Annotated in this window: 25 protein-coding genes; 16 read left to right on the plus strand and 9 right to left on the minus strand. The window is 72.0% G+C overall.

The window, feature by feature from the left end:
* Positions 1 to 175 precede the first annotated feature (175 nt).
* Together KYY02_RS14750 and KYY02_RS14755 are read left to right on the plus strand one after the other, a co-directional pair.
* A complete protein-coding gene (locus tag KYY02_RS14750) occupies positions 176 to 721 on the plus strand; it encodes a hypothetical protein (RefSeq protein WP_371238383.1) in 546 nt (181 codons plus the stop codon).
* A 115-nt stretch (positions 722 to 836) separates the two neighbouring features.
* Positions 837 to 1481 carry a class F sortase gene (locus tag KYY02_RS14755; RefSeq protein WP_371238434.1) on the plus strand — a complete coding sequence of 215 codons (645 nt, stop codon included), beginning with the start codon at positions 837 to 839 and terminating at the stop codon, positions 1479 to 1481.
* 93 nt (positions 1482 to 1574) lie between these two features.
* Here the strand turns inward: KYY02_RS14755 and KYY02_RS14760 are convergent, their stop codons facing one another.
* A complete protein-coding gene (locus KYY02_RS14760) occupies positions 1575 to 2357 on the minus strand; it encodes a sulfite exporter TauE/SafE family protein (protein WP_371238384.1) in 783 nt (260 codons plus the stop codon).
* A gap of 206 nt (positions 2358 to 2563) precedes the next feature.
* On the opposite strand from KYY02_RS14760, the gene KYY02_RS14765 reads away from it, so the two are divergent.
* The 6 genes from KYY02_RS14765 (at position 2564) to KYY02_RS14790 (ending at position 9822) form a co-directional block, all read left to right on the plus strand.
* Positions 2564 to 3781 carry an NAD(P)/FAD-dependent oxidoreductase gene (locus KYY02_RS14765; RefSeq protein ID WP_371238385.1) on the plus strand — a complete coding sequence of 406 codons (1218 nt, stop codon included), beginning with the start codon at positions 2564 to 2566 and terminating at the stop codon, positions 3779 to 3781.
* The gene (gene nirB / locus KYY02_RS14770; RefSeq protein ID WP_371238386.1) at positions 3781 to 6387 is read left to right on the plus strand and encodes a nitrite reductase large subunit NirB; all 2607 of its coding nucleotides are present in this window, start codon (positions 3781 to 3783) and stop codon (positions 6385 to 6387) included. Before KYY02_RS14765 ends, nirB begins: the two co-directional genes overlap by 1 nt.
* Positions 6384 to 6734 (plus strand): nitrite reductase small subunit NirD, encoded by a 351-nt coding sequence (gene nirD / locus KYY02_RS14775; RefSeq protein WP_371238387.1) that lies wholly within the window; start codon positions 6384 to 6386, stop codon positions 6732 to 6734. Before nirB ends, nirD begins: the two co-directional genes overlap by 4 nt.
* A gap of 129 nt (positions 6735 to 6863) precedes the next feature.
* On the plus strand, positions 6864 to 7817 hold the full coding sequence (locus KYY02_RS14780; RefSeq protein WP_371238388.1) for an SMP-30/gluconolactonase/LRE family protein: 954 nt from the start codon (positions 6864 to 6866) through the stop codon (positions 7815 to 7817).
* 158 nt (positions 7818 to 7975) lie between these two features.
* Positions 7976 to 9133 (plus strand): alkaline phosphatase PhoX, encoded by a 1158-nt coding sequence (locus KYY02_RS14785; RefSeq protein ID WP_371238389.1) that lies wholly within the window; start codon positions 7976 to 7978, stop codon positions 9131 to 9133.
* Between the two features lie 245 nt (positions 9134 to 9378).
* Positions 9379 to 9822, plus strand: coding sequence for an LAETG motif-containing sortase-dependent surface protein (locus tag KYY02_RS14790; RefSeq protein ID WP_371238390.1), 444 nt, complete (start codon positions 9379 to 9381; stop codon positions 9820 to 9822).
* Between the two features lie 28 nt (positions 9823 to 9850).
* Here KYY02_RS14790 and KYY02_RS14795 read toward each other — a convergent pair whose 3' ends face one another.
* Complete coding sequence (locus KYY02_RS14795; protein ID WP_371238391.1) at positions 9851 to 9988, minus strand: hypothetical protein; 138 nt, start codon at positions 9986 to 9988, stop codon at positions 9851 to 9853.
* Between the two features lie 253 nt (positions 9989 to 10241).
* Positions 10242 to 12977 (minus strand): pyruvate, phosphate dikinase, encoded by a 2736-nt coding sequence (gene ppdK, locus KYY02_RS14800; RefSeq protein WP_371238392.1) that lies wholly within the window; start codon positions 12975 to 12977, stop codon positions 10242 to 10244.
* A gap of 372 nt (positions 12978 to 13349) precedes the next feature.
* On the opposite strand from ppdK, the gene KYY02_RS14805 reads away from it, so the two are divergent.
* Positions 13350 to 13511: a hypothetical protein gene (locus KYY02_RS14805; protein ID WP_371238393.1), complete on the plus strand. Its 162-nt coding sequence runs from the start codon at positions 13350 to 13352 to the stop codon at positions 13509 to 13511.
* Positions 13512 to 13556: 45 nt separating this feature from the next.
* Here KYY02_RS14805 and dusB read toward each other — a convergent pair whose 3' ends face one another.
* The gene (gene dusB / locus KYY02_RS14810) at positions 13557 to 14723 is read right to left on the minus strand and encodes a tRNA dihydrouridine synthase DusB (protein WP_371238394.1); all 1167 of its coding nucleotides are present in this window, start codon (positions 14721 to 14723) and stop codon (positions 13557 to 13559) included.
* A 107-nt stretch (positions 14724 to 14830) separates the two neighbouring features.
* On the opposite strand from dusB, the gene KYY02_RS14815 reads away from it, so the two are divergent.
* Together KYY02_RS14815 and KYY02_RS14820 are read left to right on the plus strand one after the other, a co-directional pair.
* Complete coding sequence (locus KYY02_RS14815; protein WP_371238395.1) at positions 14831 to 16276, plus strand: MFS transporter; 1446 nt, start codon at positions 14831 to 14833, stop codon at positions 16274 to 16276.
* A gap of 171 nt (positions 16277 to 16447) precedes the next feature.
* Positions 16448 to 16690: a hypothetical protein gene (locus KYY02_RS14820; RefSeq protein ID WP_371238396.1), complete on the plus strand. Its 243-nt coding sequence runs from the start codon at positions 16448 to 16450 to the stop codon at positions 16688 to 16690.
* A gap of 41 nt (positions 16691 to 16731) precedes the next feature.
* On the opposite strand, the gene KYY02_RS14825 is transcribed toward KYY02_RS14820, so the two are convergent.
* A complete protein-coding gene (locus KYY02_RS14825; protein ID WP_371238397.1) occupies positions 16732 to 18114 on the minus strand; it encodes a glycine--tRNA ligase in 1383 nt (460 codons plus the stop codon).
* 161 nt (positions 18115 to 18275) lie between these two features.
* On the opposite strand from KYY02_RS14825, the gene KYY02_RS14830 reads away from it, so the two are divergent.
* From KYY02_RS14830 to KYY02_RS14845, 4 genes are all read left to right on the plus strand, one after another.
* Entirely contained in the window at positions 18276 to 19274 is a 999-nt protein-coding gene (locus KYY02_RS14830) for a metal ABC transporter substrate-binding protein (RefSeq protein ID WP_371238398.1), read from the plus strand.
* A gap of 23 nt (positions 19275 to 19297) precedes the next feature.
* Positions 19298 to 20065 (plus strand): metal ABC transporter ATP-binding protein, encoded by a 768-nt coding sequence (locus tag KYY02_RS14835; protein WP_371238399.1) that lies wholly within the window; start codon positions 19298 to 19300, stop codon positions 20063 to 20065.
* Positions 20065 to 20967 (plus strand): metal ABC transporter permease, encoded by a 903-nt coding sequence (locus KYY02_RS14840; RefSeq protein ID WP_371238400.1) that lies wholly within the window; start codon positions 20065 to 20067, stop codon positions 20965 to 20967. The genes KYY02_RS14835 and KYY02_RS14840 overlap by 1 nt, the downstream gene beginning before the upstream one ends.
* Before the next feature lie 62 nt (positions 20968 to 21029).
* Entirely contained in the window at positions 21030 to 21440 is a 411-nt protein-coding gene (locus KYY02_RS14845; protein ID WP_371238401.1) for a Fur family transcriptional regulator, read from the plus strand.
* Positions 21441 to 22135: 695 nt separating this feature from the next.
* Here the strand turns inward: KYY02_RS14845 and KYY02_RS14850 are convergent.
* The 4 genes from KYY02_RS14850 to KYY02_RS14865 are packed head-to-tail and all read right to left on the minus strand — an operon-like array spanning position 22136 to position 24180.
* On the minus strand, positions 22136 to 22969 hold the full coding sequence (locus tag KYY02_RS14850; protein ID WP_371238402.1) for an isoprenyl transferase: 834 nt from the start codon (positions 22967 to 22969) through the stop codon (positions 22136 to 22138).
* 21 nt (positions 22970 to 22990) lie between these two features.
* Positions 22991 to 23737, minus strand: a complete 747-nt coding sequence (gene recO, locus KYY02_RS14855) for a DNA repair protein RecO (RefSeq protein WP_351997530.1) — start codon at positions 23735 to 23737, stop codon at positions 22991 to 22993.
* A 21-nt stretch (positions 23738 to 23758) separates the two neighbouring features.
* Positions 23759 to 23974 (minus strand): hypothetical protein, encoded by a 216-nt coding sequence (locus tag KYY02_RS14860; RefSeq protein WP_371238403.1) that lies wholly within the window; start codon positions 23972 to 23974, stop codon positions 23759 to 23761.
* Complete coding sequence (locus tag KYY02_RS14865) at positions 23971 to 24180, minus strand: hypothetical protein (RefSeq protein WP_371238404.1); 210 nt, start codon at positions 24178 to 24180, stop codon at positions 23971 to 23973. The genes KYY02_RS14860 and KYY02_RS14865 overlap by 4 nt, the downstream gene beginning before the upstream one ends.
* Positions 24181 to 24389: 209 nt before the next feature.
* Between KYY02_RS14865 and KYY02_RS14870 the strand changes: the two genes are divergently transcribed.
* The gene (locus KYY02_RS14870; RefSeq protein WP_371238405.1) at positions 24390 to 25031 is read left to right on the plus strand and encodes a Scr1 family TA system antitoxin-like transcriptional regulator; all 642 of its coding nucleotides are present in this window, start codon (positions 24390 to 24392) and stop codon (positions 25029 to 25031) included.
* Positions 25032 to 25096 lie beyond the last annotated feature (65 nt).

Raw genomic sequence — 25096 nt, forward strand, 5'->3', positions numbered from 1 at the left:
AAACGCGGCGAAGAGGGTGGCCGTACGGGTATGTCCGACACCCGTTCGGCCCACCTCCCGACACTTCCCCGGGGAGCGGCGGCGGCCCGATGGCACTTACCTCGAAGGGGCAGGGACGCGTCCGACGGCGGCACACGGGATTGCCGCGGGCCGTGGCCCGCTCGAGGGAGCATCGATGCGACGTACCGCCCGGCCGCTGACCGGCACGACCGGCGCCGCGCTCGCCGTGGCCGCCGTGGGGCTGCTCGCCGCGCCCGCGTACGCCGGGGAGCCCACCGGCCCGCCGGCCGGAAGCCTGGAGGTGTACCCGTCCTCGGTCGTGCCCGGATCGCACGTCACGGTGAACACCGCGGCCTGCGGTGACGACGGGACCGCGGCGGGCGACGCCACCGCCGTGGGTTCCGGCCGGTTCACGCTGGCGCCGAGCACGCACGAACGGGACGTGATCGGGCAGTTCAGGGTGCCGCCGAGCGCGCAGCCGGGGACGTACGAGATCGTCGCGACGTGTGACGGGAGCAGCCGGCGGGTGGCCGGTGACCTGGTGGTCACGCTGACGCCCGACGCGCGGCGGACGGTCCCCCGGGGGAGTGTGAAGACGGGGGTCGGGGGCGCTCTGGGCCCCGACCCCGTGCAGACCGCGGCCGGTGTGACGGCTCTCGCCGTCGCCGCCGCGGGCGGTACCTGGCTCCTGCATCGCCGGGCGAGAGGCGACGGGATCTGACGGGCACCCTCCGCTGCCCGTCCGCCGGTACCGCACGTTCCCTCCCCCTCCGGGTCCGACGCCCCTCGCGGCCCGGAGGGGGTACGGGGCCCACTCGAGATGAGGTCAGTCCGTGATCCGCCGCAGGTTCCGCCGGACCGGGGGTCCGGGCAACGCAGCGATAGCCGCCGTCACGGTGGGCGCGCTGTGTGCGGGGGTGTGGCTGCTGCTCGACGGGGCCGGGACGCAGACGCCGCCGCAGCCGTCCGCCGCCCAGGCGCGCGCGGGGGACGACGACCGCAGCGCGGGCCGGAGTCCGGCCCTGCCGCCCTCCCCTCCCTACCGCGTCCGCATCCCCGCGATCGACGTGGACGCGCCCCTGACCGGCCTCGGCCTGACGGACACCGGCAGCCTCGACGTCCCCCCGGCCGACCGCGAGAACCTGGCCGGCTGGTACGAGGCCGGCGCCACCCCCGGCGAGCGGGGCACCGCGATCGTCGCGGGCCACGTCGACAACGCCGACGGCCCCGCCGTCTTCTACTCCCTCGGCGCCCTGGGCAAGGGCAGCACCATCGAGGTGGACCGCCGCGACGGCACCGTCGCCGTGTTCACGGTGGACGCCGTCGAGGTGTACGACGCGCGGGACTTCCCCGACGGGAAGGTGTACGGCACGGCGTCCCGCCCCGAGCTGCGGGTCATCACCTGCGGCGGGGGCTACTCCCCGGCCACCGGGTACCGGGGGAACGTCGTCGTGTACGCCCATCTGACCGGCAGCCGCTGAGCCGGGGAGGCAGGCTGGGGACGGACCGCGAGCGCCGGGGCGGTCGGCGCCGTCGGTGTCGACGGCCACCCGGCCGTCACCCGTCCCGGGCGCTCAGGCCAGCCACTGCTCGTACGCCAGGTTCGCCACCAGCGCGAAGACCACCGTCAGCAGGACGACGCGGACGAAGCCGCTGCCCTTCTTCAGGGCCGTGTGCGCGCCGAGGGTGCCGCCCGCCAGGTTGAACACCGCCATCAGCGCCGCCAGCTGCCACAGCACCGCGCCCTGCCAGGCGAAGGTGGCGAGGGCCCCGGCGTTGGTGCAGCAGTTGACGATCTTGGCGGTGGCGGAGGCCGTGACCAGGTCGAGGTGGAGCAGGGCGGTGAGCGCCAGGACGAGGAACGTGCCGGTGCCGGGGCCGATGAGACCGTCGTAGAAACCGATGCCGAGGCCGGCCAGGCCGATCGCGGCGAGGACCTGGCGGCGGGTCGCCGGGCCGGCGGCGGGGGCCGTGCCGAAGGCGGGGCGCAGGATCACGAAGGCGGCCACCGCGAGCAGCACCACCATGATCACCGGCTTGAGGACATCGGTGCTCATCCCGGCCGCGAAGAACGCTCCGGCCGACGATCCGGCGAGGGCCGCCAGGCCGATGCGCACGGCGGTCCTCACGTCGACCGGCGCCTTGCGGGCGTACGTCACCGCCGCGCCCGTGGTGCCGACGATCGCGACCGCCTTGTTGGTGCCGAGCGCGTGCGCGGCGGGGGTGCCGGCGGGCAGGCCGAGCAGCAGGGCGGGCAGGAGCAGCAGCCCGCCGCCGCCGACCACGGCGTCGATCCAGCCGGCGGCGAGGGCGGCCAGACAGAGCAGGACGACCGCGGTCAGGGATATGTCGGGCATGGCCGTGAGCCTAGGGACGGGGTGGATGCCGCGTCCATCAAGATGAGCGTTTGTTGAGGTTGGTGCGGGAACGGCCTCCTCGCACCCGGCGCCCGTCCGGCGCCCGGGACCCTCACATTCCTCCCCGCCTCCCGCTGAGGGCAGCGTTCCGCGCGGGAAACAGAGGGGATGCCGCCGGGTAACACCCGCACCGCACGCTCGGGGACATGACCTCGAACGATCGTGTGGTGGTGATCGGCTCCGGCCTCGCGGGCGTACGACTCGCCCGGCGGCTCGGCGATCTCGGCACGCCCGTGACGCTGATCGGCGAGGAGGAGCACCGCCCGTACAACAGGGTGCTGCTCGCCGAGGTGCTGGCCGGACGCTACAGCCCTGAGGTGATCGCCCTGCCGGCGCCCGCGGAGCTGACCCGCGCCCGGGTCACCGGCGTCGACCGCGCCGGGCGGACCGTCGCCTGCGCGGACGGGGCGGTGATCGCATACGACAGGCTGGTCCTGGCCACCGGCTCCAACCCCGTGCTGCCGCCGCTGCGCGGCCTGTTCACCGGGGGCCGGGAGCTGCCCGGGGGCGTGCACGCGTTCCGCACCCTGGACGACTGTCTGGGCCTGGCCGAGGCGGTACGGCCCGGGGCGCGGGCGGTGGTGATCGGCGGCGGTCTGCTCGGGGTCTCCGCGGCCCGCGCGCTCGCCGTGCGCGGCACGCAGGTCGTCCTCGCCCAGCAGTCCGAGCGGCTCATGGAACGCCAGCTGGACCCGGCCGCCTCCCGGCTCGTCGAACGGCACCTCACCGACCTCGGCGTGGAGGTGCACACCGAGTGCCGGGTGCGGGACGTACGCTGCGTCGGCGGCGCGGTCCGCTCGGTGGAGATGGCCGACGGCTACGCCCTCGACGCCGACCTCGTGGTCCTGGCCTGCGGGGTGCACCCGCGCACCGGCCTCGCGCAGGCGGCGGGGCTCGAGGTCCGCAAGGGCGTCGTCGTCGACGACCAACTGCGCACCTCCGACCCGTACATCCACGCCGTCGGCGACTGCGTCCAGCACGCCGGCACGGTGTACGGGCTGGCCGCCCCGGCCCTCGAACAGGCCGACGCGCTCGCCGCGCTGCTCGCCGGGAACGCCGGCGCCCGCTACACCGGCACCCGCTCCCTGACCCGGCTCACCCTGACCGGGCGGGACAGCCCCTTCGACCTGGCCGCCTTCGGCGAGACCGAGGCGCTGCCGGGCGACGACGTCATCCAGCTCGCCGACGCCACCCGGGGCACCTACCGCAAGGTCGTCGTCCGCGACGACCGCCTGGTCGGCGGGGTCCTCGTCGGCGAACTCGGCACCGTCGGCGCCCTCGCGCGCGCCTGGGAGGGAGCAGAGCCGCTCCCGTCCGCCGGCGGGCCCCTGCTCCACCTGCTCACCAACGACGGAGGCTCCTGATGACCGCCACCCCGGAGGCATCCCCCACGATCGTGCTCGTCGGCCACGGCATGGTCGGCCAGCGCTTCCTCGAGGCGCTCGCCGGGCGCGGCCTGACCGCCACGCACCGCGTGGTCGTGCTGTGCGAGGAGCCGCGCCCGGCGTACGACCGGGTCCAGCTCACCTCGTACTTCTCGGGCAGGACGCCCGAGGACCTGTCCCTGACGGACATGGCGTTCATCGAGGAGCACGGCATCGAGCTGCACGTCGGCGACCCGGCGGAGACGGTCGACCGTGCGGCGCGCACGGTGACGGCCCGCTCCGGGCTGGTCGTCGGCTACGAGGTCCTGGTGCTGGCCACCGGCTCCTACCCGTTCGTGCCGCCGGTGCCGAACAAGGACGCCGAGGGCTGTTTCGTCTACCGCACGATCGAGGACCTGCTCGCGATCGAGGAGTACGCGAGGAAGTCGACGACCGGCGCCGTGGTCGGCGGCGGTCTGCTCGGCCTGGAGGCGGCGGGCGCGCTCAAGGGCCTCGGACTCACCTCGCACATCGTGGAGTTCGCACCCCGGCTGATGCCCGTCCAGGTCGACGAGGGCGGCGGCGCGGCGCTGCTGCGCACCATCGAGGAGATGGGCCTGTCCGTCCACACCGGCGTCGGGACGCAGGAGGTCGTGGTCGGCGAGGACGGCGCGGTCACCGGCATGAGGCTGTCGGACGGTTCCGAACTCGCCACCGACCTGGTGGTGTTCTCAGCCGGTGTCCGCCCCCGCGACCAGCTGGCCCGCGACTGCGGACTGACCGTCGGCGAGCGCGGCGGCATCGCGGTCGACGAGCAGTGCCGTACGGTCACCGACCCGCACGTGTTCGCGATCGGTGAGTGCGCGCTGGCCGCCGACGGCCGGGTGTACGGCCTGGTCGCGCCCGGTTACGAGCAGGCCGAGACGGCCGCCGCGACGATCGCCGCCGACGAGGCGTCCTTCACCGGCGCGGACCTGTCCACCAAGCTGAAGCTGCTCGGCGTGGACGTGGCGTCCTTCGGCGACGCGCACGGCGCCACCGGGGACTGCCTGGACGTCGTCTACTCCGACTCCCGCGCCGGCCTGTACAAGAAGCTGGTCATCGGCCGGGACGGCACGCTGCTCGGCGGCATCCTGGTCGGCGACGCGGAGGCGTACGGCACGCTGAAGGCCTTCACCGGCTCCGTCCCCCCGGTCCCGCCCGAGTCGCTGGTGCTGCCGGCCGGCGCCGGGTCGCCCGTCCAGCTCGGCCCGTCCGCGCTCCCGGACGACGCGATCATCTGCTCCTGCAACAACGTCCGCAAGGGCACGATCCGCGAGGCGGTCACCGAGCACAGGTGCACCACCGTGCCCGATGTGAAGAAGTGCACCAAGGCCGGCACGACGTGCGGCAGTTGCGTCAAGGTCCTCGGCCAGCTGATCAACGCCGGGCTGGAGGCGAGCGGCGTCGAGGTCGACAAGGGCCTGTGCGCCTGCTTCTCCCAGACCCGCGAGGAGCTGTACGAGATCGTCCTCGCCCTGCGCGTCACCTCCTACCGGGACCTGCTCGACCGGCACGGGCGCCGGGCCGCCCGGGGCGGCGACGGCTGCGAGGTCTGCAAGCCGACGGTCGGCTCGATCATCGCCTCCCTCGCCCCGACGATCGGCGCCGGCAACCACGTCCTGGACGGCGAGCAGGCGGCCCTGCAGGACACCAACGACCACTTCCTGGCCAACCTGCAGAAGAACGGCTCGTACTCGGTCGTGCCCCGCATCCCCGGTGGTGAGATCGCCCCGGAGAAACTGATCGTGATCGGCGAGATCGCCCGCGACTTCGGTCTCTACACGAAGATCACCGGCGGCCAGCGCATCGACATGTTCGGCGCGCGGGTGGAGCAGCTGCCCGTCATCTGGGCCCGTCTGGTCGACGCCGGCTTCGAGTCCGGCCACGCCTACGGCAAGTCGCTGCGCACGGTGAAGTCCTGCGTCGGACAGACCTGGTGCCGCTACGGCGTCCAGGACTCCGTCCGCATGGCGATCGACCTGGAGCTGCGCTACCGGGGCCTGCGCTCCCCCCACAAGCTCAAGTCCGCGGTCTCCGGCTGCCAGCGCGAGTGCGCCGAGGCCCGGTCGAAGGACTTCGGCGTCATCGCCACGGCGAACGGCTGGAACCTGTACGTCGGCGGCAACGGCGGCGCCACCCCGCGCCACGCCGACCTGCTCGCGCAGGACCTCTCGGACGCCGAACTGATCCTCCTGATCGACCGTTTCCTGATGTTCTACATCCGCACCGCCGACCGCCTGGAGCGCACCAGCGTGTGGCTGGACCGCATCCCCGGCGGCCTGGACCACGTACGGGACGTCGTCGTCCACGACTCGCTCGGCATCTGCGACGAGCTGGAGGCGCTGATGGCCGTCCACGTCGCGCACTACCGCGACGAGTGGGCCGAGACCATCAACGACCCGGAGAAGCTGGCCCGCTTCGTGTCCTTCGTGAACGCCCCCGACACCCCCGACCCGGTGGTCGCCTTCGTCCCCGAGCGCGACCAGATGAAGCCCGACCTGCCGCTGCTGAGCATCGGCCTGCGACCCGCCGACGAGATCCTGGAAGGAAGCGTCACGCGATGACCCTGGCACTCGAGACCACCGATCTGAAGGTCCGGATCCGCCTCGCCGGCGACTGGTTCACGGCCTGCGACCCGAGCGCGCTGCTCCCGGGCCGCGGGGTGGCCGTCCTCCTCCCCGACGGCCGTCAGGCCGCCCTCTTCGCCGACCGTGCCGGCCGCCTGTACGCCATCGACAACCGCGACCCCTTCACCGGCGCGGCGGTCCTCTCCCGCGGCCTGACCGGCACCCACCAGGGCCGCCCCTTCGTCGCCTCCCCGCTCCTGAAGCAGCGCTTCGACCTGGAGACGGGCCAGTGCCTGGACGACGAGACGGTACGGGTGAGGGCGTACGAGGTGAAAGCGGCCTGATCCGGTGGGGCACCTGTCGGACTCCTGTCGAGTTCGGGTCGTTCCGCCCGGCGGGCCGGGGCATGGGGTTGTATCGGTTGCGCCCCACCCGTTTCAGGCCCCACCCCATCCGTCACGGAGGCCCGGACCATGACCCGCACGCACCCCCGACCTTCCCGGCGCGCCCTGCTCGGCGGCGCCGCCGCCTCCGCACTGGCGGTGGCGGCCGGCGCCGGCGCCGGCCCGGCGCGGGCCGCCGGCCACCGGCCCCCCTGGCCGACCGAGTTCCCGCTGCCGGACGGCTGGCTGCCCGAGGGCATCGCCATCGGCGGCGCGCCGTACGCCTACCTGGGCTCCCGCGCCGACGGCGCGATCTACCGCACCGACCTGCGCACCGGAGAGGGCGAGGTCCTCCACGAGGGCGCCCCCGGCCTCGCGGCCATCGGTCTCAAGCTGGGCGACGACGGCCTGCTGTACGTCTCCGGCGGCGGTGGCGGCACCGCGCGCACCGTCGACGCCCGCACCGGCGAGCTGCGGACGACATACGAACTCACCGCGCCCACCGGCCACTTCGTCAACGATGTCGTCCTCCTCCGGGACCGCGCCTGGTTCACCGACTCGCGCGACGCGGTCCTGTACGGCGTCCCGCGCGGCCGGGGCGGCAGCGTCCGCGCGCTCCCGCTCACCGGCGACTGGGAGCAGCTGCCGGACGTCAACAACGCCAACGGCATCGTGAGCACCCCCGACGGGCGTGACGTGATCGTGGTCAAGAGCACGCCGGGCGAGCTGTACCGCGTGAGCCTCCGCACCGGTCACGCCACCCGCATCGCCCTCTCCGGAGCGGACGACGTGGTCAACGGCGACGGTCTGGTCCGCGTCGGCCGCACCCTGTACGTCGTGCAGAACCGCTCGAACACGGTCACCGTCCTCGGCCTGGACGCCCGCGCCACGAAGGCGACCCTGCGTCGCGCCATCACCGATCCCCGCTTCGACGTCCCCGCCACCGCCGCCCGCTTCCGCGACCGCCTCTACCTGGTCAACGCCCGCTTCACCAGCCCACAGACCCCGGAGACGACGTTCACGGCGGTGGCGGTGCCCCTGTAGGCCCTTGCCGCTCCGTGATCCGTCTCCCCCGTGGGGGATGGTCACCCGCCGGTACGCCTCCGGTCATGAAGCGTCCATGCCACTCCCCTAGGTTCGCTGACCGCACGCCCCCGCCGCCGACCGGTGGCGGGACGGTCACGGCACCTCTTGGAGCGACAGTGGAACGTCGTACCTTCCTTCGTGCGGCCGCCGTCGGAGGCACCTCCTCCGTCCTCGGCGGGACCCTGTGGCGCGGCGCGGCGTACGCCGCGCCCGCCCAGCCCGGCAGCGGCCCGTACGGTCCGCTCGGGAGGGCGGACGCCAACGGCATCAGCCTGCCCGCCGGGTTCACCAGCCGGATCGTCGCCCGTTCCGGCCGGACGGTCACCGGAACCTCCTACACCTGGCACAACGCCCCCGACGGCGGCGCCTGCTACGCGGACGGGGCGGGCTGGATCTACGTCTCCAACTCGGAGATCAACCCCTCCGGCGGGGCGAGCGCGCTGAAGTTCTCGGCCACCGGCGCCATCACGGGCGCGTACCGCGTCCTGTCCGGCACCCGGCAGAACTGCGCGGGCGGGAAGACCCCGTGGAACACCTGGCTGTCCTGCGAGGAGGTGGACCGCGGGTACGTCTACGAGACCGACCCGTGGGGCGTGAAGGCGGCCGTCCGCCGTGACGCGATGGGCCGCTTCAAGCACGAGGCGGCGGCGGCCGACCCGGTGCGCAAGGTCGTGTACCTGACGGAGGACGTCTCGGACGGCTGTTTCTACCGGTTCCGGCCCACCACCTGGGGCGACCTGTCGTCGGGCACCCTGGAGGTGCTGGTCGCGGGCAACGGCACCAGCGGCCCGGTGCGCTGGGCGCGGGTCCCGGACCCGTCCGGCGCCACCGCCACCCGCAACCAGGTCTCCGGCGCCAAGCGCTTCAACGGCGGCGAGGGCTGCTACTACGCGAACGACACCTGCTGGTTCACCACGAAGGGCGACAACCGCGTCTGGCAGTACGACGCGGCCGCCCAGACCATCGAACTCGCCTACGACGACTCGCTGGTGTCGGGCGGCGGCGCTCCCCTGACGGGCGTCGACAACGTCACCGGCTCCGCCTCCGGCGACCTGTTCGTGGCCGAGGACGGCGGCACCATGGAGATCTGCGTCATCACCCCCGACGACGTGGTGGCCCCGTTCCTCCGCATCGGCGGCCAGTCGGGCTCCGAGATCACCGGCCCGGCCTTCTCCCCGGACGGCACCCGCCTGTACTTCTCCAGCCAGCGCGGCACGAGCGGGAGGTCGTCGGGCGGGATCACCTACGAGGTGCGGGGGCCCTTCCGGTCGTAACGGAGGCGGTGACGGCACCGGCCGCGGCCGGAAGCCCGCGGAGCCGAGGAGGAGGGGCGGCGCCCCGTACGGGTGCCGCCCCTCCTGCTGCCCCCGAGGGGTGCCGGTAGCGGAGAGCTGCTCTCCGGTCACGTCACGTTCGCGTCACGGCTTCCCGCATGCCCTGCGCCCCGCGGGCCCTGCCGGTAACTTCGTCACCCTCGTACCAAGCGCACGCAATCGCCCGATCCGAGGGAATCTTCACCATGAACCCGTTCCGTACCTCCGCCGCCGCGGTCCTCGCCGCGCTCGCCCTGGCCGCCGTACCGGCCACCGCCGAGGCGCACGGCGGCAACACCCCGTTCGACAACTGTTCCGAGGCGTACGCGAACGGACACGCCGACATCCCCGCGACCAGCGACCACTACGGCAAGCACTTGGACCGCGACGGCGACGGCATCGGCTGCGACAACCCGCCGGCGGGCTTCACGCCCCACGAGGAGGGCGAGGGCGAGGCGGGTGACGGCACCGAGGCCGGGAGCACGGAGAGCACCGGCTCCGGCAGCGGGGAGCAGGGCGGCGGCACCGACCTCGCCGAGACCGGTGGCAGCGACGCCACCCCGTACATCGCGGCCGGCGGTGCCGCCGTCGTCCTTCTGGGCGGCGGCGTGATGATCGCGGCCCGCAGGCGCCGCGGCGACGCCGGCTGACGTCGTCCCGCGCGAGGACCGGTTCCCCCTACAGGGACAGCAGCAGGGAGCCGGTCCTCCCCCACCGGCGGCGCGCATGCCCGTGCCCCCCGGCGAGGGCCGCCATGAGGGTCCACGCCACGAGGCCGCCGATCAGACCGCCGAGCCGCCCGCCGGACAGCGCCACCCCGGCCGTCCGCCGCACCGACCGCCGGGGGGCACGGCGTATCCGCCCATGCCGCTCAGCGGCCTGACGGTGCTCCCGCGTATGCCGAGTGGCACTGTCGTCCCCCGCCGTGGCGGTCCGTGCGTTCCGGGACCGGACCCTGCACACGCGGGAGGGCGGCACCCCCCGCACGGGGTGCCGCCCTCCCCTTTCACGGTCCGGAGCCGTCGCCGATCGGTGAGGGTGGTCGGGTGACAGGCAACGGCTCCGGGGTTCAGCGGTGGTCGCTGCCCAGGGAGGTGACGGCCGCGCGGCCGGCTTCCAGGCGGGCGACCGGGATGCGGAACGGGGAGCAGGAGACGTAGTCCAGGCCGGCCTCGTGGAAGAAGTGGACCGACTCCGGGTCGCCGCCGTGCTCGCCGCAGACGCCGAGCTTCAGGTCGGGGCGGGTGGCGCGGCCGGCCTTCGCGGCGGCGGCGACCAGCGAGCCCACGCCGTCCTTGTCGATCGTCTCGAACGGCGACACCCCGAAGATGCCCTTCTCCAGGTAGGCCGTGAAGAACGAGGCCTCCACGTCGTCCCGGGAGAAGCCCCACACCGTCTGGGTGAGGTCGTTGGTGCCGAAGGAGAAGAACTCCGCCGCCTCGGCGATCTGGCCGGCGGTCAGCGCGGCGCGCGGCAGTTCGATCATCGTGCCGATGGCGAGCTTCAGCCTGGTGCCGGTGGTCCGCTCGACCTCGGCGATGACCCGGTCGGCCTCCTCGCGGACGATCTCCAGCTCCTGGACCGTGCCGACCAGCGGGATCATGATCTCCGCGCGGGGGTCGCACTTGGCCGCCCGGCGCTCGGCCGCCGCCTCCGCGATGGCCCGCACCTGCATGGTGAACAGGCCAGGGATGACGAGGCCGAGACGGACGCCGCGCAGACCCAGCATCGGGTTCTGCTCGTGCAGCCGGTGCACGGCCTGGAGCAGGCGCAGTTCGTTCTCGTGCGGCTCCTGCCGGGACTCGGCGAGCGCGACGCGGACCGACAGCTCGGTGATGTCGGGCAGGAACTCGTGCAGCGGCGGGTCGAGCAGGCGGATGGTGACCGGCAGGCCGTCCATCGCCTCGAAGAGCTCCACGAAGTCCCGCTTCTGGAGCGGCAGCAGGGCCTTGAGGGACTCCTCGCGCTCGACCTCGGTGTCGGCCAGGATCAGGCGTTCGACCAGCTCGCGGCGGTCGCCGAGGAACATGTGCTCGGTGCGGCACAGGCCGATGCCCTGGGCGCCGAAGCGGCGGGCGCGCAGCGCGTCCTCGGCGTTGTCGGCGTTGGCGCGCACCCGCAGCCGGCGCTTGCGGTCGGCGAAGGCCATCATCCGGTGCACGGCCTCGACCAGTTCGTCGGCGTCGTCGGCGCCCGGGTGCATCCGGCCCTCGAAGTACTCGACGACCGGGGAGGGGACGACCGGGACCTCGCCCAGGTAGACCTTGCCGGACGAGCCGTCGATGGAGACGACGTCGCCCTCCTCGACCACGTGCCCGCCGGGCACGGTCATCCGGCGGCGCTTGGTGTCGACCTCCAGCTCCTCGGCGCCGCAGACACAGGTCTTGCCCATGCCGCGCGCCACCACGGCCGCGTGGGAGGTCTTGCCCCCGCGCGAGGTGAGGATGCCCTCGGCGGCGATCATGCCGTCCAGGTCGTCGGGGTTGGTCTCGCGGCGGATCAGGATGACCTTCTCGCCGGAGCGGGACCACTTCACGGCGGTGTACGAGTCGAAGACCGCCTTGCCGACCGCCGCGCCCGGGGAGGCGGCGATGCCGCGTCCGACCTGCTCGACCCCTTCCCCGCCGCGGGCGTACTCGTCGTCGAAGCGCGGGAACATCAGCTGGGCGAGCTGGGCGCCGTTGACGCGGGTCAGCGCCTCGGCCTCGTCGATCAGCCCCTGGTCCACCAGCTGCGTGGCGATGCGGAAGGCGGCGCCCGCGGTGCGCTTGCCGACGCGGGTCTGGAGCATCCACAGCTGGCCGCGCTCGATGGTGAACTCGATGTCGCAGAGGTCCTTGTAGTGGTTCTCCAGGGTCTCCATGATCTGCATGAGCTGGTCGTACGACTTCTTGTCGATCGACTCCAGCTCCGCGAGGGGCACGGTGTTGCGGATGCCCGCGACCACGTCCTCGCCCTGCGCGTTCTGCAGGTAGTCGCCGTAGACGCCCTGCTGGCCGCTGGCGGGGTCCCGCGTGAACGCGACACCCGTGCCGGAGTCGGGGCCGAGGTTGCCGAAGACCATGGAGCAGACGTTGACGGCCGTACCGAGGTCGTGCGGGATGCGTTCCTGGCGGCGGTAGAGCTTGGCGCGGTCGCCGTTCCAGGAGTCGAAGACGGCCTTGACGGCGAGGTCCATCTGCTCGCGCGGGTCCTGCGGGAAGTCCCGGCCCGCCTCGGTCCTGACGATCTTCTTGAACTTGGTGACGAGCTTCTCGAGGTCGGCGGCCTCCAGCTCGGTGTCGACGGTGACCTTCTTGGCCGCCTTCGCCGCCTCCAGCGCGTCCTCGAACAGCTCGCCGTCGACGCCGAGGACGGTCTTGCCGAACATCTGGATGAGGCGCCGGTAGGAGTCCCACGCGAACCGCTCGTCGCCGGCCTGCCGGGCGAGGCCCTGCACGGACTTGTCGGAGAGGCCGATGTTGAGGACGGTGTCCATCATGCCCGGCATGGAGAACTTGGCTCCGGAACGGACCGACACGAGGAGGGGGTCGTCGGCCTGACCGAGCTTCTTGCCCATGGTCGTTTCGAGGGCGTCGAGGTGCGCACTCACCTCGTCACGCAGTGCCGCCGGTTCCTCGCCGCTGTCGAGGTAGGTCCTGCAGGCCTCGGTGGTGATGGTGAAGCCGGGCGGGACGGGAAGGCCCAGGTTGGTCATCTCGGCGAGGTTGGCGCCCTTGCCGCCGAGCAGGTCCTTCAGGTCCTTGTTGCCCTCGGTGAAGTCGTAGACGAACTTCGTCACATGGGGATCTCTGTTTTCCGACACGGGTCTCGACTCCTCGAGGACGCGGTGGCTGCCCTGACGTCGAGGAATGTACCCAGATCAAAGGCTTCTGGGTACGTCCACTTATGCATCATGCGCCTGTAACCACCCATCCGCCAGCGGATCGAAAGTCATGGCGCGGCAATCCGCGATGGCCGAATGTTTTCACTTCTTGAACGCACACCCCCTCTCCACCACTCCGCGATCGCTCACATGAGCAACAATCGCCACGTCTGATTTCGCTCGATGAACGATCAAGAAGTGGCACCGAGTGCCACCCTTTGAGAAGTGCAGCCACCCATGATCCGCTCATCTGAGCGATACCCTTATCAAGGGTGGCGAGAATCACGCTGCCACAGCGCGTCGGATTTCACCATGCGGACCACCCCGGCGCCCCGCTCCCCGGCCCTGGAGTGGTACGGCCCGGACAAGGCCCACGGCGCCCTCGGCCGCCGGGGGCCGAAGCTCGGCCGGCCGACCATGCCGGACCTGTGCACCCGGAGGCCCTCCGGCGCCTGGAGCGCGGCCGGCCGCTGATGTCGGAGATCGTCCTCACCGGACCCGCACCCCACCGGGGGCCGATCAGCCCCCGGAGGTGTCCAGTTCCGCCTCCTCGGCGACGCCCGCGCAGTCGTACGGGTCCTTCAGCCAGCCGTCCGGCAGCACCACCCGGTTGTTGCCGGACGTACGGCCGCGGGGCCCGTCGGCGCCGGCCGGCCAGGACTGGTCGAGGTCCAGCTCGTCGAGCCCGGCCCGCAGCTCCTCCAGCGAGGAGGTGACCGCGAGCCGCTTGCGCATCTCGGAGCCGACCGCGAAGCCCTTCAGGTACCAGGCGACGTGCTTGCGGAAGTCGATCACCCCGCGCGACTCGTCGCCGATCCACTCCCCCAGCAGCGTGGCGTGCCGGACCATGACGTCGGCGACCTCGCGCAGGGTGGGCCGCACATAGGCGTCCGTCCGCCCCTCGAAGGCCGCGACCAGGTCCGCGAACAGCCACGGCCGACCCAGGCAGCCACGGCCCACGACCACCCCGTCGCAACCGGTCTCGCGCACCATCCGCAGCGCGTCCTGGGCCGACCAGATGTCGCCGTTGCCGAGCACCGGGATCTCCGGGACGTGCTCCTTCAGCCGGGCGATGGCGTCCCAGTCGGCGGTGCCGCCGTAGTGCTGGGCGGCGGTGCGGCCGTGCAGCGCGACGGCGGTCACGCCCTCCTCCACCGCGATCCGGCCGGCGTCCAGGTAGGTCAGGTGGTCGTCGTCGATGCCCTTGCGCATCTTCATCGTCACCGGCAGGTCCCCGGCCCCGTCGACCGCCTCGCGCAGGATGGAGCGCAGCAGGTTCCGCTTGTACGGGAGGGCCGAGCCGCCGCCCTTGCGGGTCACCTTGGGGACCGGGCAGCCGAAGTTGAGGTCGATGTGGTCGGCGAGGCCCTCCTCCGCGATCATGCGGACGGCCTTGCCGACGGTCGCCGGGTCGACGCCGTACAGCTGGATGGAGCGCGGCTTCTCGCTCGCGTCGAACCTGATCAGCTGCATGGTCTTGTCGTTGCGTTCGACCAGCGCCCGGGTGGTGATCATCTCGCTGACGAACAGGCCCTTGCCGCCGCTGAACTCCCGGCACAGGGTGCGGAAGGGCGCGTTGGTGATCCCGGCCATGGGAGCGAGCACGACGGGCGGCAGAACCGCGTGCGGGCCGATGCGCAGGGTCGTGTTCGGGGCCGCGTTCGGGGTGGGAGTGGGCGTGGACATTCCCCCATTGTCCCGCACTCCGAGGGACGCCCGGTACGTCGGCGCGGGAAGACCGTGTACTGGTCATTAGTTAACCGCACTATTTAAATGCGCGTACGATGGCCCCCATGCCCGAGCTCAGCCACGGCCGACGCATGCTGGTGCTCTCGATCTGCTGCATGAGCCTGCTGATCGTGAGCCTGGACAACACGGTCCTCAACGTCGCCCTGCCCGCCCTGCAGAGGGATTTCCACGCGAGCACCTCGGGGCTTCAGTGGACCATCGACGCGTACACGCTGGTCCTGGCCTGCCTGTTGATGGTCGCGGGCTCCACGGCCGACCGGATCGGCCGCAGACGGGTGTTCATGGCGGGCCTGGTGGTCTTCACCCTCGGCTCGGTGCTGTGCTCCCTGGCCCCGGACCTGTCCTGGCTGGTCGTGTTCCGGATGGTGCAGGCGGTCGGCGGCTCGATGCTCAACCCGGTCGCCATGTCGATCATCACCAACACCTTCACCGACCCCCGCGAGCGGGCCCGCGCGATCGGCGTGTGGGGCGCGGTCGTCGGTATCTCGATGGCCGCCGGTCCGCTGGTCGGCGGGCTGCTGGTGGAGTCGGTCGGCTGGCGCTCCATCTTCTGGATCAACCTGCCGGTGGGTCTGGCCGCGCTGCTGCTCACCTGGCGCTTCGTCCCTGAGTCCCGCGCCCCGAAGGCCCGCCGCCCCGACCCGGTCGGCCAGCTCCTGGTGATCGTCCTGTTCGGCTCCCTGACGTACGCGATCATCGAGGCCCCGCACGCCTCCCTCCCGGTGACCGCCCCCTTCGCCGGCACCGCGCTGATCGCCCTGCTCACCCTCCTGCGCTACGAGTCCCGCCGCCGCGAACCCCTCATCGACCTGCGCTTCTTCCGCTCCGCTCCGTTCAGCGGAGCCACGGTGACAGCCGTGAGCGCGTTCGCCTCACTCGGCGGCTTCCTGTTCCTGTCCACGCTGTACCTGCAGAACGTGCGGGGTCTGAGCGCCCTGGACGCGGGGCTGTGGATGCTCCCGATGGCCGTCCCGACCTTCCTGTGCGCCCCGCTCTCCGGCCGCCTGGTCGGCAGCCGGGGTCCGCGTCCGCCGCTGCTGATCGCGGGGACCGCGATGACGGTGAGCGGGCTCCTCTTCGCCCTCTTCGAGGCCGGGACGTCGGACACGACCCTCTTCCTCGGCTACGTCCTGTTCGGCGTCGGCTTCGGCTTCGTCAACGCCCCGATCACGAACACGGCCGTCTCCGGCATGCCGACCGCCCAGGCGGGGGTGGCCTCGGCGGTCGCGTCCACCAGCCGGCAGCTGGGCCAGGCGCTGGGGGTGGCGGTGGTCGGCGCGGTGCTGGCGGCGGGGGTGGGATCGTCGTCGTACGCGGAGGCGTTCGTGACGGCGGCGCGGCCGGGCTGGTGGATCCTCGCGGGGTGCGGCCTCGCGGTGCTGGCCGTGGGCGCGCTGACGTCGGGCCGCTGGGCCCGCGGGACCGCCGAACGTACGGCGGAACGCCTGGAGTCGACGGAGATGAGCCGGAGCGCGGGCGTGGGCATCTGAGCGGTCGACGGCGCCTTCCGGGGCCCGGTGTGCTTGCCGGCCGGGGGGCCGCGCGGCCCCCCGGCGCCTGCGGGGCGCCGTCACTCCCCCCGCGCCGCCCCGGCGGCACGACTGCCCGCGGGAGCGGGGGGCAGAAGAACGGCGACCACCGACCCGGCCTCCGGAGGAGTCATGCCGCAGATCGACACGAGCAAGGTCAGCCGCTGGGACCTGCACGGCCGCGAGTACGTCGTCCACATCCGGCGCACCGGCCTGCAGCGGACGATCCGGTGTGCCACCTGCGGTTGGCGCACCGGCGCCCGGTTCCTGCCGTGGCTCAAGGCACAGGAGCACCTGACCCGGGCGCACCAGGCGACGGTGGACCCGTCGAACCGACGGGTGCCGAGCGCGGGGCCCCCGGTGCCGGACCACTGAGCGGTCCGGCACCGGGGGCCCCGGCAGAGCCCGTGAAGCGACTAGGCGCCGATCAGACGGGCCGCCAGGTACCCCTCGATCTGGTCGAGCGAGACGCGCTCCTGCTTCATGGTGTCGCGCTCGCGCACGGTCACCGCGTTGTCGTCCAGCGTGTCGAAGTCGACGGTGACGCAGAACGGCGTACCGATCTCGTCCTGGCGGCGGTAGCGGCGGCCGATGGCGCCGGCGTCGTCGAACTCGATGTTCCAGTTCTGCCGCAGCGACTGCGCGAGGCCCTTGGCCTTCGGCGACAGCTCGGCGTTGCGGGAGAGCGGGAGGACGGCCACCTTCACCGGGGCGAGGCGGTGGTCGAGCCGCAGCACGGTCCGCTTCTCCATCTTGCCCTTGGCGTTGGGCGCCTCGTCCTCGACGTAGGCGTCGAGCAGGAAGGCGAGCATCGCCCGGCCGACACCGGCCGCCGGCTCGATGACGTACGGCGTCCAGCGCTCCTGGGCCTCCTGGTCGTAGTAGGCCAGGTCCTGGCCGGAGGCCTTGGAGTGGGCGCCGAGGTCGTAGTCGGTACGGTTGGCGACGCCCTCCAGCTCGCCCCACTCGCTGCCGCCGAACTGGAAGCGGTACTCGATGTCAGCGGTGCGCTTGGAGTAGTGGGAGAGCTTCTCCTTCGGGTGCTCGTACCACCGCATGTTCTCCTCGCGCAGGCCGAGACCGGTGTACCAGTTCCAGCGCTGCTCCATCCAGTACTCCTGCCACTTCTCGTCCTCGCCCGGCTTGACGAAGAACTCCATCTCCATCTGCTCGAACTCGCGGGTGCGGAAGATGAAGTTGCCCGGCGTGATCTCGTTGCGGAAGGACTTGCCCATCTGGGCGATACCGAACGGCGGCTTGCGACGCGAAGCGGTCTGCACCTGGGCGAAGTTGGTGAAGATGCCCTGGGCGGTCTCGGGGCGCAGGTAGGCGATGGAGCCGGAGTCCTGCGTGGGGCCGAGGTGGGTGGAGAGCAGGCCCGAGAACTGCTTGGGCTCGGTGAAGGTGCCCTTGTTGCCGCAGTTGGGGCAGTTGAGGTCGGTGAGGCCGTTCTCCGGGGCGTGGCCCTTCTTCTCCTCGTACGCCTCCTCCAGGTGGTCCGCGCGGAACCGCTTGTGGCAGGAGGTGCACTCGGTCAGCGGGTCCGTGAAGGTGGCGACGTGACCGGAGGCCACCCACACCTCGGGGGCCAGGATCACGGACGAGTCGATGCCGACCACGTCCTCGCGCGACGTCACCATGTAACGCCACCACTGGCGCTTCAGGTTCTCCTTGAGCTCGACACCCAGCGGTCCGTAGTCCCAGGCGGCACGCTGGCCGCCGTAGATCTCACTGCAGGGGAATACGAAGCCACGGCGCTTGCTCAGGCTGACGATGCTGTCGATCTTGTCGGCGGCCACGGTGCTCTCTTCATTACGACGACGGGCGACGAAGCGAGATTGCTTCCAGCGAAGTCCTCAGGCTACCGGCGCGGCCTGCCCCGCGACCAATTCGGTGCCCCGCACAACGTCCTCACGTGCTTTGTTGACAACGGTTTCCACATTTGTTGAAAATGAGTGTCATGAACGTACGACGACACCACATATCCACGGCCGCGCTGGCCGCTGCCACCGCCCTCGGTCTCGGCACCCTGACCGCCTGCTCCTCGGACAGTGCCGCCGCGGGCGACACCGACAAGTTCGACGTCGTCGCCTCGTTCTACCCGATGGCCTTCCTCGCCGAGCAGATCGGCGGCGAGCACGTCAACGTCACCAGTCTCACCGAGCCCGGCCAGGAGCCGCACGACCTGGAGATCAGCGCCAGGCAGACCGCGCAGCTCGAGGAGTCCGACGCGGCGCTCTACCTCAAGGGCCTCCAGCCCTCCGTCGACGAGGCCATCGGCCAGTCCCCGATCGCCACGAAGATCGACGCGGCGACCCTGACGACCCTGGAGGAGCACGGCACCGAGGCCGGCGGGCACGAGGAGGAGCACGCCGAGGAGGAGCACGCCCACGAGCACGCCGAGGAGGAGCACGCCCACGAGCACGAGCACGAGGGCGGCAAGGACCCCCACGTCTGGCTCGACCCGGTCAAGTACGCCGAGGTGGCCGAGGGCGTCGGCAAGGCCTTCGAGAAGGCCGACCCGGACCATGCCGCCGACTACAAGAAGAACACCGAGGTCCTGGTCGGCAGGCTGAACGACCTCGACAAGAAGTTCGAGACCGGCCTCGCGGACAGGAAGAACAGCGTCTTCATCACCACGCACTCCGCCTTCGGCTACCTCGCCGAGCGCTACGGCCTGACCGAGGAGGCCATCAGCGGCCTGGACCCCGAGTCCGAGCCCAGCGGGGCACGCGTGAAGGAACTCCAGGAGACGGCGAAGGCCGACGGCGTCACCACCGTCTTCTACGAGACGCTCGTCAGCGACAAGACGGCCAAGACCCTCGCCGGCGACACCGGGCTCAAGACGGACGTCCTCGACCCGCTCGAGGGCATCACCGACGCCTCCCGCGGCGACGACTACTTCCAGGTCATGGAGGCCAACCTCAAGGCCCTCCGGACGGCTCTGGGCGCCAAGTGACCGACGTACCACCGGAGGACGGCATGACCGAGCCCGTCATCTCCCTGCACGGCGTCCGTGCCGAGCTGGGCTCGCGCCCCGTCCTGCGCGGCATCGACCTCACCGTGCGCCGCGGTGAGGTCGTCGCCCTGCTCGGCGCCAACGGCTCCGGCAAGTCGACGGCCGTGCGCAGCGTCATCGGCCAGGTACCGGTCAGTGCCGGGGAGATCGAGCTGTTCGGCGCCCCGCGGCACCGGTTCCGCGACTGGGCGCGTGTGGGCTACGTCCCGCAGCGCACCACCGCCGCCGGCGGTGTGCCCGCCACGGTCACCGAGGTCGTCTCCTCGGGCCGCCTGGCCCGCACCCGCTTCGGCCTCTTCCGCAAGGCCGACCACGAGGCCGTACGCCGCGCCCTGGACCTCGTCGGCATGGCGGACCGCGCCAAGGACTCCGTCGACGCCCTCTCCGGCGGCCAGCACCAGCGGGTCCTGATCGCCCGCGCCCTCGCCGCCGCGCCCGAACTGCTGATCATGGACGAGCCGATGGCGGGCGTCGACCTGGCCAGCCAGGAGGTCCTCGCCGCGACCCTGAAGGGCCAGGTGGCCCGGGGCGCCACGGTCCTCCTCGTCCTGCACGAACTGGGCCCGTTGGAACCCCTGATCGACCGGGCGGTCGTCCTGCGTGACGGCTGCGTCCTGCACGACGGCCCGCCCCCCAAGGCCGTCGGCCAGCACGCGCTGCCCGGCCACGACCACGTCCATCCGCACGCGCCCGCGGGCGCCGGACCGATCCGCACGGGACTGCTGAGCTGATGGAGATCCTCGACTACGCCTTCATGCAGCGGGCGCTGCTCGCCGCCGTCCTGGTCGGCATCACCGCCCCCGCCGTCGGCATCTACCTGGTCCAGCGCCGCCAGGCCCTCATGGGCGACGGCATCGGCCATGTGGCCATGACCGGCGTCGGCCTCGGCTTCCTGCTCAGCTGGTCCCCGATCTGGATGGCGACGCTCGTCTCCGTCCTCGGCGCCGTCTTCATGGAACTGGTCCGCTGGTACGCCAAGGCCCGCGGCGACATCGCCCTCGCGATGCTCTTCTACGGCGGTATGGCCGGCGGCGTCATGTTCATCAACCTCGCCCCCGGCGGCTCCACCACGAACCTCTCCTCGTTCCTCTTCGGCTCCCTGTCCACGGTCTCCGAGTCCGACGTCACCGCGATCTGCCTGCTGGCCGCGTTCGTCGTCCTGATCACCGTCGGTCTGCGCCGGCAGCTGTTCGCGGTCAGCCAGGACGAGGAGTTCGCCCGTGTGACGGGCCTGCCGGTGCGGTTCCTCAACCTGCTCACGGCGGTCACGGCCGCGGTCACGGTCTCCGTCGCGATGCGCGTGGTCGGCCTGCTGCTGGTGAGCGCGCTCATGGTGGTGCCCGTCGCGGCGGCCCAGCAGCTCACCCGCAGTTTCGCCGCGACCTTCGCCATCGCCGTCGCGATCGGCGTGAGCGTGACCATCGGCGGCACGGTCACCTCGTACTACCAGGACGTGCCGCCCGGCGCGACGATCGTGCTGCTGACCATCGCCGCGTTCATCGTGCTGACCGCGCTGGCCGCCCCGCTGGCCCGCCGCCGCGCCCGGGCGCTGGCCGCCGCGCAACCCGGCGGCGACCCCGCCGAATGCGCCGTTCCGGCCGGCCGCGAGGCCGCCGACGAGGTCGGCGCCTGACCGCCCTGCGCCCGGACTGGCACAATGGCCCGGGCAGAGGCCAGATGTGAGGAGGCAATCCGGTGACGACCGCAGGACCGCCCGTGAAGGGCCGTTCCACCCGGCAACGTGCCGCTGTGGCGGCTTGCCTCCAGGAGGTCGACGAGTTCCGCAGCGCACAGGAACTCCACGACATGCTCAAGCACAAGGGCGACTCGGTCGGACTCACCACGGTCTACCGCACGCTCCAGTCCCTCGCCGACGCCGGCGAGGTCGACGTCCTGCGCACCGCCGACGGCGAGTCCGTCTACCGTCGCTGCTCCACCGGCGACCACCACCACCACTTGGTCTGCCGCAACTGCGGCAAGGCGGTGGAGGTGGAGGGCCCCGCGGTGGAGAAGTGGGCCGAGGCCATCGCGGCGGAACACGGCTACGTCAACGTGGCCCACACCGTCGAGATCTTCGGCACCTGCGCGGACTGCGCGGCGGCCTGACGCGACCGGGCGGCGCGGGCGGGGCGGGCGGGGGCGCGGCAACACCCCGCGAACACCGGACGGCACGAACGGGGCGCGGCAACACCCCGCGAACACCGGACGGCACGCCCCCGCCCGGCCCCGCAGGCAACCGTCACACGCGGGGCGGCCGCCGGTCGAGCAGCCCCCGCACCCGCTCCACGCCCCCCTGCTTCACCGGCACACCATCGCGCAGTTGCCGCACGGCCGGGGCTGCTCGGCACAAAGGCCCGGTCGGACTCCGCGTGACTGCCAAAGTCCGACCGGCCCGTGCGCGGATCGCCGTACTCGTCGACCGTGCGCACGCCCTCGGAGCGACGGTGATCCGCAGCGAGCCGTGATGCCTGTTCGCCTCGAGCAGACGGCCGGCCGAAAGGCCGGGCCCGGGAACACCGCCACCGCCCACACCGTGGCGGCCCACACCCCCGCCACGCCCACCGGCTCGCCGTTCAGGGCGCCGAGCACGACCCCGCCGGCACGACGCAGGCGAGGAGGACGGGGTGGCGCGGCAGTCGCGCGGCGCCACCGCGCCTGCGGACCACCAGCCGCACGGCGTCCGCAGTGTCCCCCCGGAGCCGCACGGGCTCCGGCTCGGCGGTGTCCTCGTCCGGCCCCACGCCCTGTTCCGTCGCGGCTCTCCCCCGTCCTTCGGCGATGAGCCGCGATCGCAACGCCGGCTACGCCTGCTCGCCCTCCATGGCCAGCAGTTCCTCGTTCGGGATCGCCCCGCCGAACCGCCGGTCCCGGGAGGCGAACTCCAGGCACGCCCGCCACAGGTCACGCCGGTCGAAGTCCGGCCACAGGACGTCCTGGAAGACCATCTCGGCGTACGCGCTCTGCCACAGCAGGTAGTTCGACGTCCGCTGCTCACCGCTCGGCCGCAGGAACAGGTCCACGTCCGGCATGTCCGGGTAGTACATGTACCTCTGGAGGGTCTTCTCGTTGACCTTCGACGGGTCGAGCCGCCCGGCCCGCACGTCCTCCGCCAGCGCCTGCGCCGCGTCCGCGATCTCCGCCCGCCCGCCGTAGTTCATGCAGAAGTACAGCGTCAGCCGGTCGTTGTCCTTCGTCTGCTCCTGGGCGACCTGCAGCTCCTTGGCCACCGACTTCCAGAGCTTGGGCATCCGCCCGACCCACCGCACCCGCACACCCAGCTCGTCGAGCGTGTCGCGCGTCCTGCGGATGAAGTCCCGGTTGAAGTTCATCAGGAAGCGCACCTCGTCCGGCGACCGCTTCCAGTTCTCGGTGGAGAAGGCGTACAGCGAGATCGCGCCGACCCCCATCTCGATCCCGCCCTGGAGCACGTCCAGCACCCGCTCGGCGCCGACCTTGTGCCCCTCGGTGCGCGGCAGCCCCCGCTCCTTCGCCCACCGTCCGTTGCCGTCCATGACGATCGCCACATGCTTCGGGACCAGTTCCCCGGGGATCTTCGGAGGCCGCGCGCCGGACGGGTGCGGTTCCGGCGTCCTGTACTCCCGGCGCTGACGCCCCAGGAACCCGCTTACGGCCATGTGTCTCTCGTCTCCTCGTGCCTACTTCTCTACGTACCTCAGCGAACGCAGCCCGCGCTCCAGGTGCCAGTGCAGGTAGGCGGACACCAGCCCGCTCCCCTCCCGGACGTACCGCGCCTCGCACGCGTCCGCGGTCTCCCAGTCTCCCGTAAGCAGCGCGCCGAGGAGTCCCAGGGCCTGCGGTGAGGGTACGACGCTGCCGGGCACCCGGCAGTCGGCGCAGACGGAGCCGCCGGACGCGACCGAGAAGAACCGGTTCGGTCCGGGCATGCCGCACTTGGCGCAGTCGGTGAAGCTGGGCGCGTACCCGTTGACCGCGAGGGAGCGCAGCAGGAACGCGTCGAGCACGAGGTGCGGTGCGTGCTCACCCCGGGCGAGTGTCCGCAGGGCCCCGACCAGCAACAGGTACTGCTGCACCGCCGGCTCGCCCTCGTGGTCGGTGAACCGCTCGGCCGTCTCCAGCATGGCGGTGCCCGCGGTGTACCGCGCGTAGTCGGTGACGATCCCGCCCCCGTACGGCGCGATCGTCTCGCTCTGCGTGCACAGGGGCAGACCGCGGCCGACCAGCTCGCTCCCCTTCGAGAAGAACTGCACGTCCACGTGCGAGAACGGTTCGAGACGCGCACCGAACTTCGACTTCGTCCGGCGCACGCCCCTCGCCACCGCGCGTACCCGACCGTGACCGCGCGTGAGCAGTGTGATGATCCGGTCCGCCTCACCCAGCTTCTGGGTGCGCAGCACGATGCCGTCGTCGCGGAACAGACTCATGGCATCCATTGTCGCCCACGTTCATGGCACCTCCCCCCGGCTCCGGGCGTTGACGTACGCCGTCGCCGCGCGCAGCCGCTCGGCGGGCGTGGCACGCCGTACGGCACCGGGGTCGGCGTCCCACTCCCGGCCGCCGCCGTACGGCCTCAGCTGGACGTAGGGCCCCTCATGCCCCATGACCACGCCGATCCGCTCGGTCCGGGTGTCCACGACATGCACGCCGACCGGCGGCTTCACCGCACCACCGCCGCCGCGATCCGCCGCGCGGTCTCCACGGAGCACCGCCCCAATTCGACAAGCGGACGGGGCGCCTCCCGCGCAAGACTCACCGGGTCCAGTCCCAGTGACGGCAGGGAAATTCCGGCCTTCTCGAGTGCCGCCCGCAATTCCTTCACCACATCCTCCGCTTCTTCGACGCAGTGCGCCGAGTGTCGTGCTTCCACGGTGATCCCCTCGCTTTTCCGATTTCACTCTTCGCGCCTCCAGAATGCCGTGTCACACCTACACTCGGCAGGAGGCCGTGCACAACAAGTGCAGGTCTTCACGAGGGGGTTGGTCATGGCCAATGGTTCGCGTCGAGCGGCGTGGGGGTTCTTCGGCGCGGAACCGGAGCGGCGGCCCGAGGGCGCGGGGTTCACGCAGGTGGAACTGGGTGCGGGTGTGCGTGTCCGGCGGCCGCATCGGCCGGTTCGAACAGGCGATTCGCAAGCCGCAACCGGACGTGGCGCAGCGGATTGACGATGCGCTGCGAACCGACGGAATTTTCGAGCGGATGCGGCGCGAGCTCATCAAGGACCGGAACTGTACAAAGCACTTTGCGCACGCCGTGGAACCGGAGCGACCGGCGAGGGGAATCTGCGAGTACACGTCGGCCGTGGTTCCCGGACTGCCGCACACACGGGAGTACGCGCAGGCGATGTTCCTGGCGGGCAATCCGTTCGCCGCCGCCGAGTACGTCGAGGAACCGTTCAAGGGGCACATGGAGCGGACTCGGGTCCTCAAGGACGCTGCACGGCCCGTGTATGGGGGGTACCGCACGAGACGGTGCTGCGCGTCCCCGTGGCAGCCCGGCGATCACGGCGCACCACCCGGACCACGTCGCGGCCATGGCGCGTCGGCGCAAGGTGCTGCTCTCCGGGCGCTCCCGTTCTCCACAGGGGCGCACCCGGCCGTGGGCAGGCAGACGAAGCTCACGGAGTTCGAGGACGCGCCGACAGCCGTCCGTACGGGAGGAGTGTTCTCGGAAGGCCTGCTGGACGAACCGGCGCCGGTGAAGCGAATCCGGGCGTCTTAGGATCAGGACCGCCGTGCTGTCGCCGGAGCCGTCCCTGCCCCTGATCGAGTCGGCTGCGGAGGGCC

Origin of the sequence: Streptomyces pimonensis (assembly GCF_041380215.1) — a bacterium.
In the GTDB taxonomy this organism is placed as follows: Bacteria; Actinomycetota; Actinomycetes; order Streptomycetales; family Streptomycetaceae; genus Streptomyces; species Streptomyces pimonensis.

Excerpts from the sequence above, each read along its gene's own strand:
- KYY02_RS14750 (WP_371238383.1), top strand. The coding sequence starts at position 176 with ATGCGACGTACCGCCCGGCCGCTGACCGGCACGACCGGCGCCGCGCTC.
- KYY02_RS14760 (WP_371238384.1), bottom strand. The coding sequence starts at position 2,357 with ATGCCCGACATATCCCTGACCGCGGTCGTCCTGCTCTGTCTGGCCGCC.
- KYY02_RS14765 (WP_371238385.1), top strand. The coding sequence starts at position 2,564 with ATGACCTCGAACGATCGTGTGGTGGTGATCGGCTCCGGCCTCGCGGGC.
- nirB (WP_371238386.1), top strand. The coding sequence starts at position 3,781 with ATGACCGCCACCCCGGAGGCATCCCCCACGATCGTGCTCGTCGGCCAC.
- nirD (WP_371238387.1), top strand. The coding sequence starts at position 6,384 with ATGACCCTGGCACTCGAGACCACCGATCTGAAGGTCCGGATCCGCCTC.
- KYY02_RS14780 (WP_371238388.1), top strand. The coding sequence starts at position 6,864 with ATGACCCGCACGCACCCCCGACCTTCCCGGCGCGCCCTGCTCGGCGGC.
- KYY02_RS14790 (WP_371238390.1), top strand. The coding sequence starts at position 9,379 with ATGAACCCGTTCCGTACCTCCGCCGCCGCGGTCCTCGCCGCGCTCGCC.
- KYY02_RS14805 (WP_371238393.1), top strand. The coding sequence starts at position 13,350 with ATGCGGACCACCCCGGCGCCCCGCTCCCCGGCCCTGGAGTGGTACGGC.
- dusB (WP_371238394.1), bottom strand. The coding sequence starts at position 14,723 with ATGTCCACGCCCACTCCCACCCCGAACGCGGCCCCGAACACGACCCTG.
- KYY02_RS14815 (WP_371238395.1), top strand. The coding sequence starts at position 14,831 with ATGCCCGAGCTCAGCCACGGCCGACGCATGCTGGTGCTCTCGATCTGC.
- KYY02_RS14820 (WP_371238396.1), top strand. The coding sequence starts at position 16,448 with ATGCCGCAGATCGACACGAGCAAGGTCAGCCGCTGGGACCTGCACGGC.
- KYY02_RS14830 (WP_371238398.1), top strand. The coding sequence starts at position 18,276 with ATGAACGTACGACGACACCACATATCCACGGCCGCGCTGGCCGCTGCC.
- KYY02_RS14835 (WP_371238399.1), top strand. The coding sequence starts at position 19,298 with ATGACCGAGCCCGTCATCTCCCTGCACGGCGTCCGTGCCGAGCTGGGC.
- KYY02_RS14840 (WP_371238400.1), top strand. The coding sequence starts at position 20,065 with ATGGAGATCCTCGACTACGCCTTCATGCAGCGGGCGCTGCTCGCCGCC.
- KYY02_RS14850 (WP_371238402.1), bottom strand. The coding sequence starts at position 22,969 with ATGGCCGTAAGCGGGTTCCTGGGGCGTCAGCGCCGGGAGTACAGGACG.
- recO (WP_351997530.1), bottom strand. The coding sequence starts at position 23,737 with ATGAGTCTGTTCCGCGACGACGGCATCGTGCTGCGCACCCAGAAGCTG.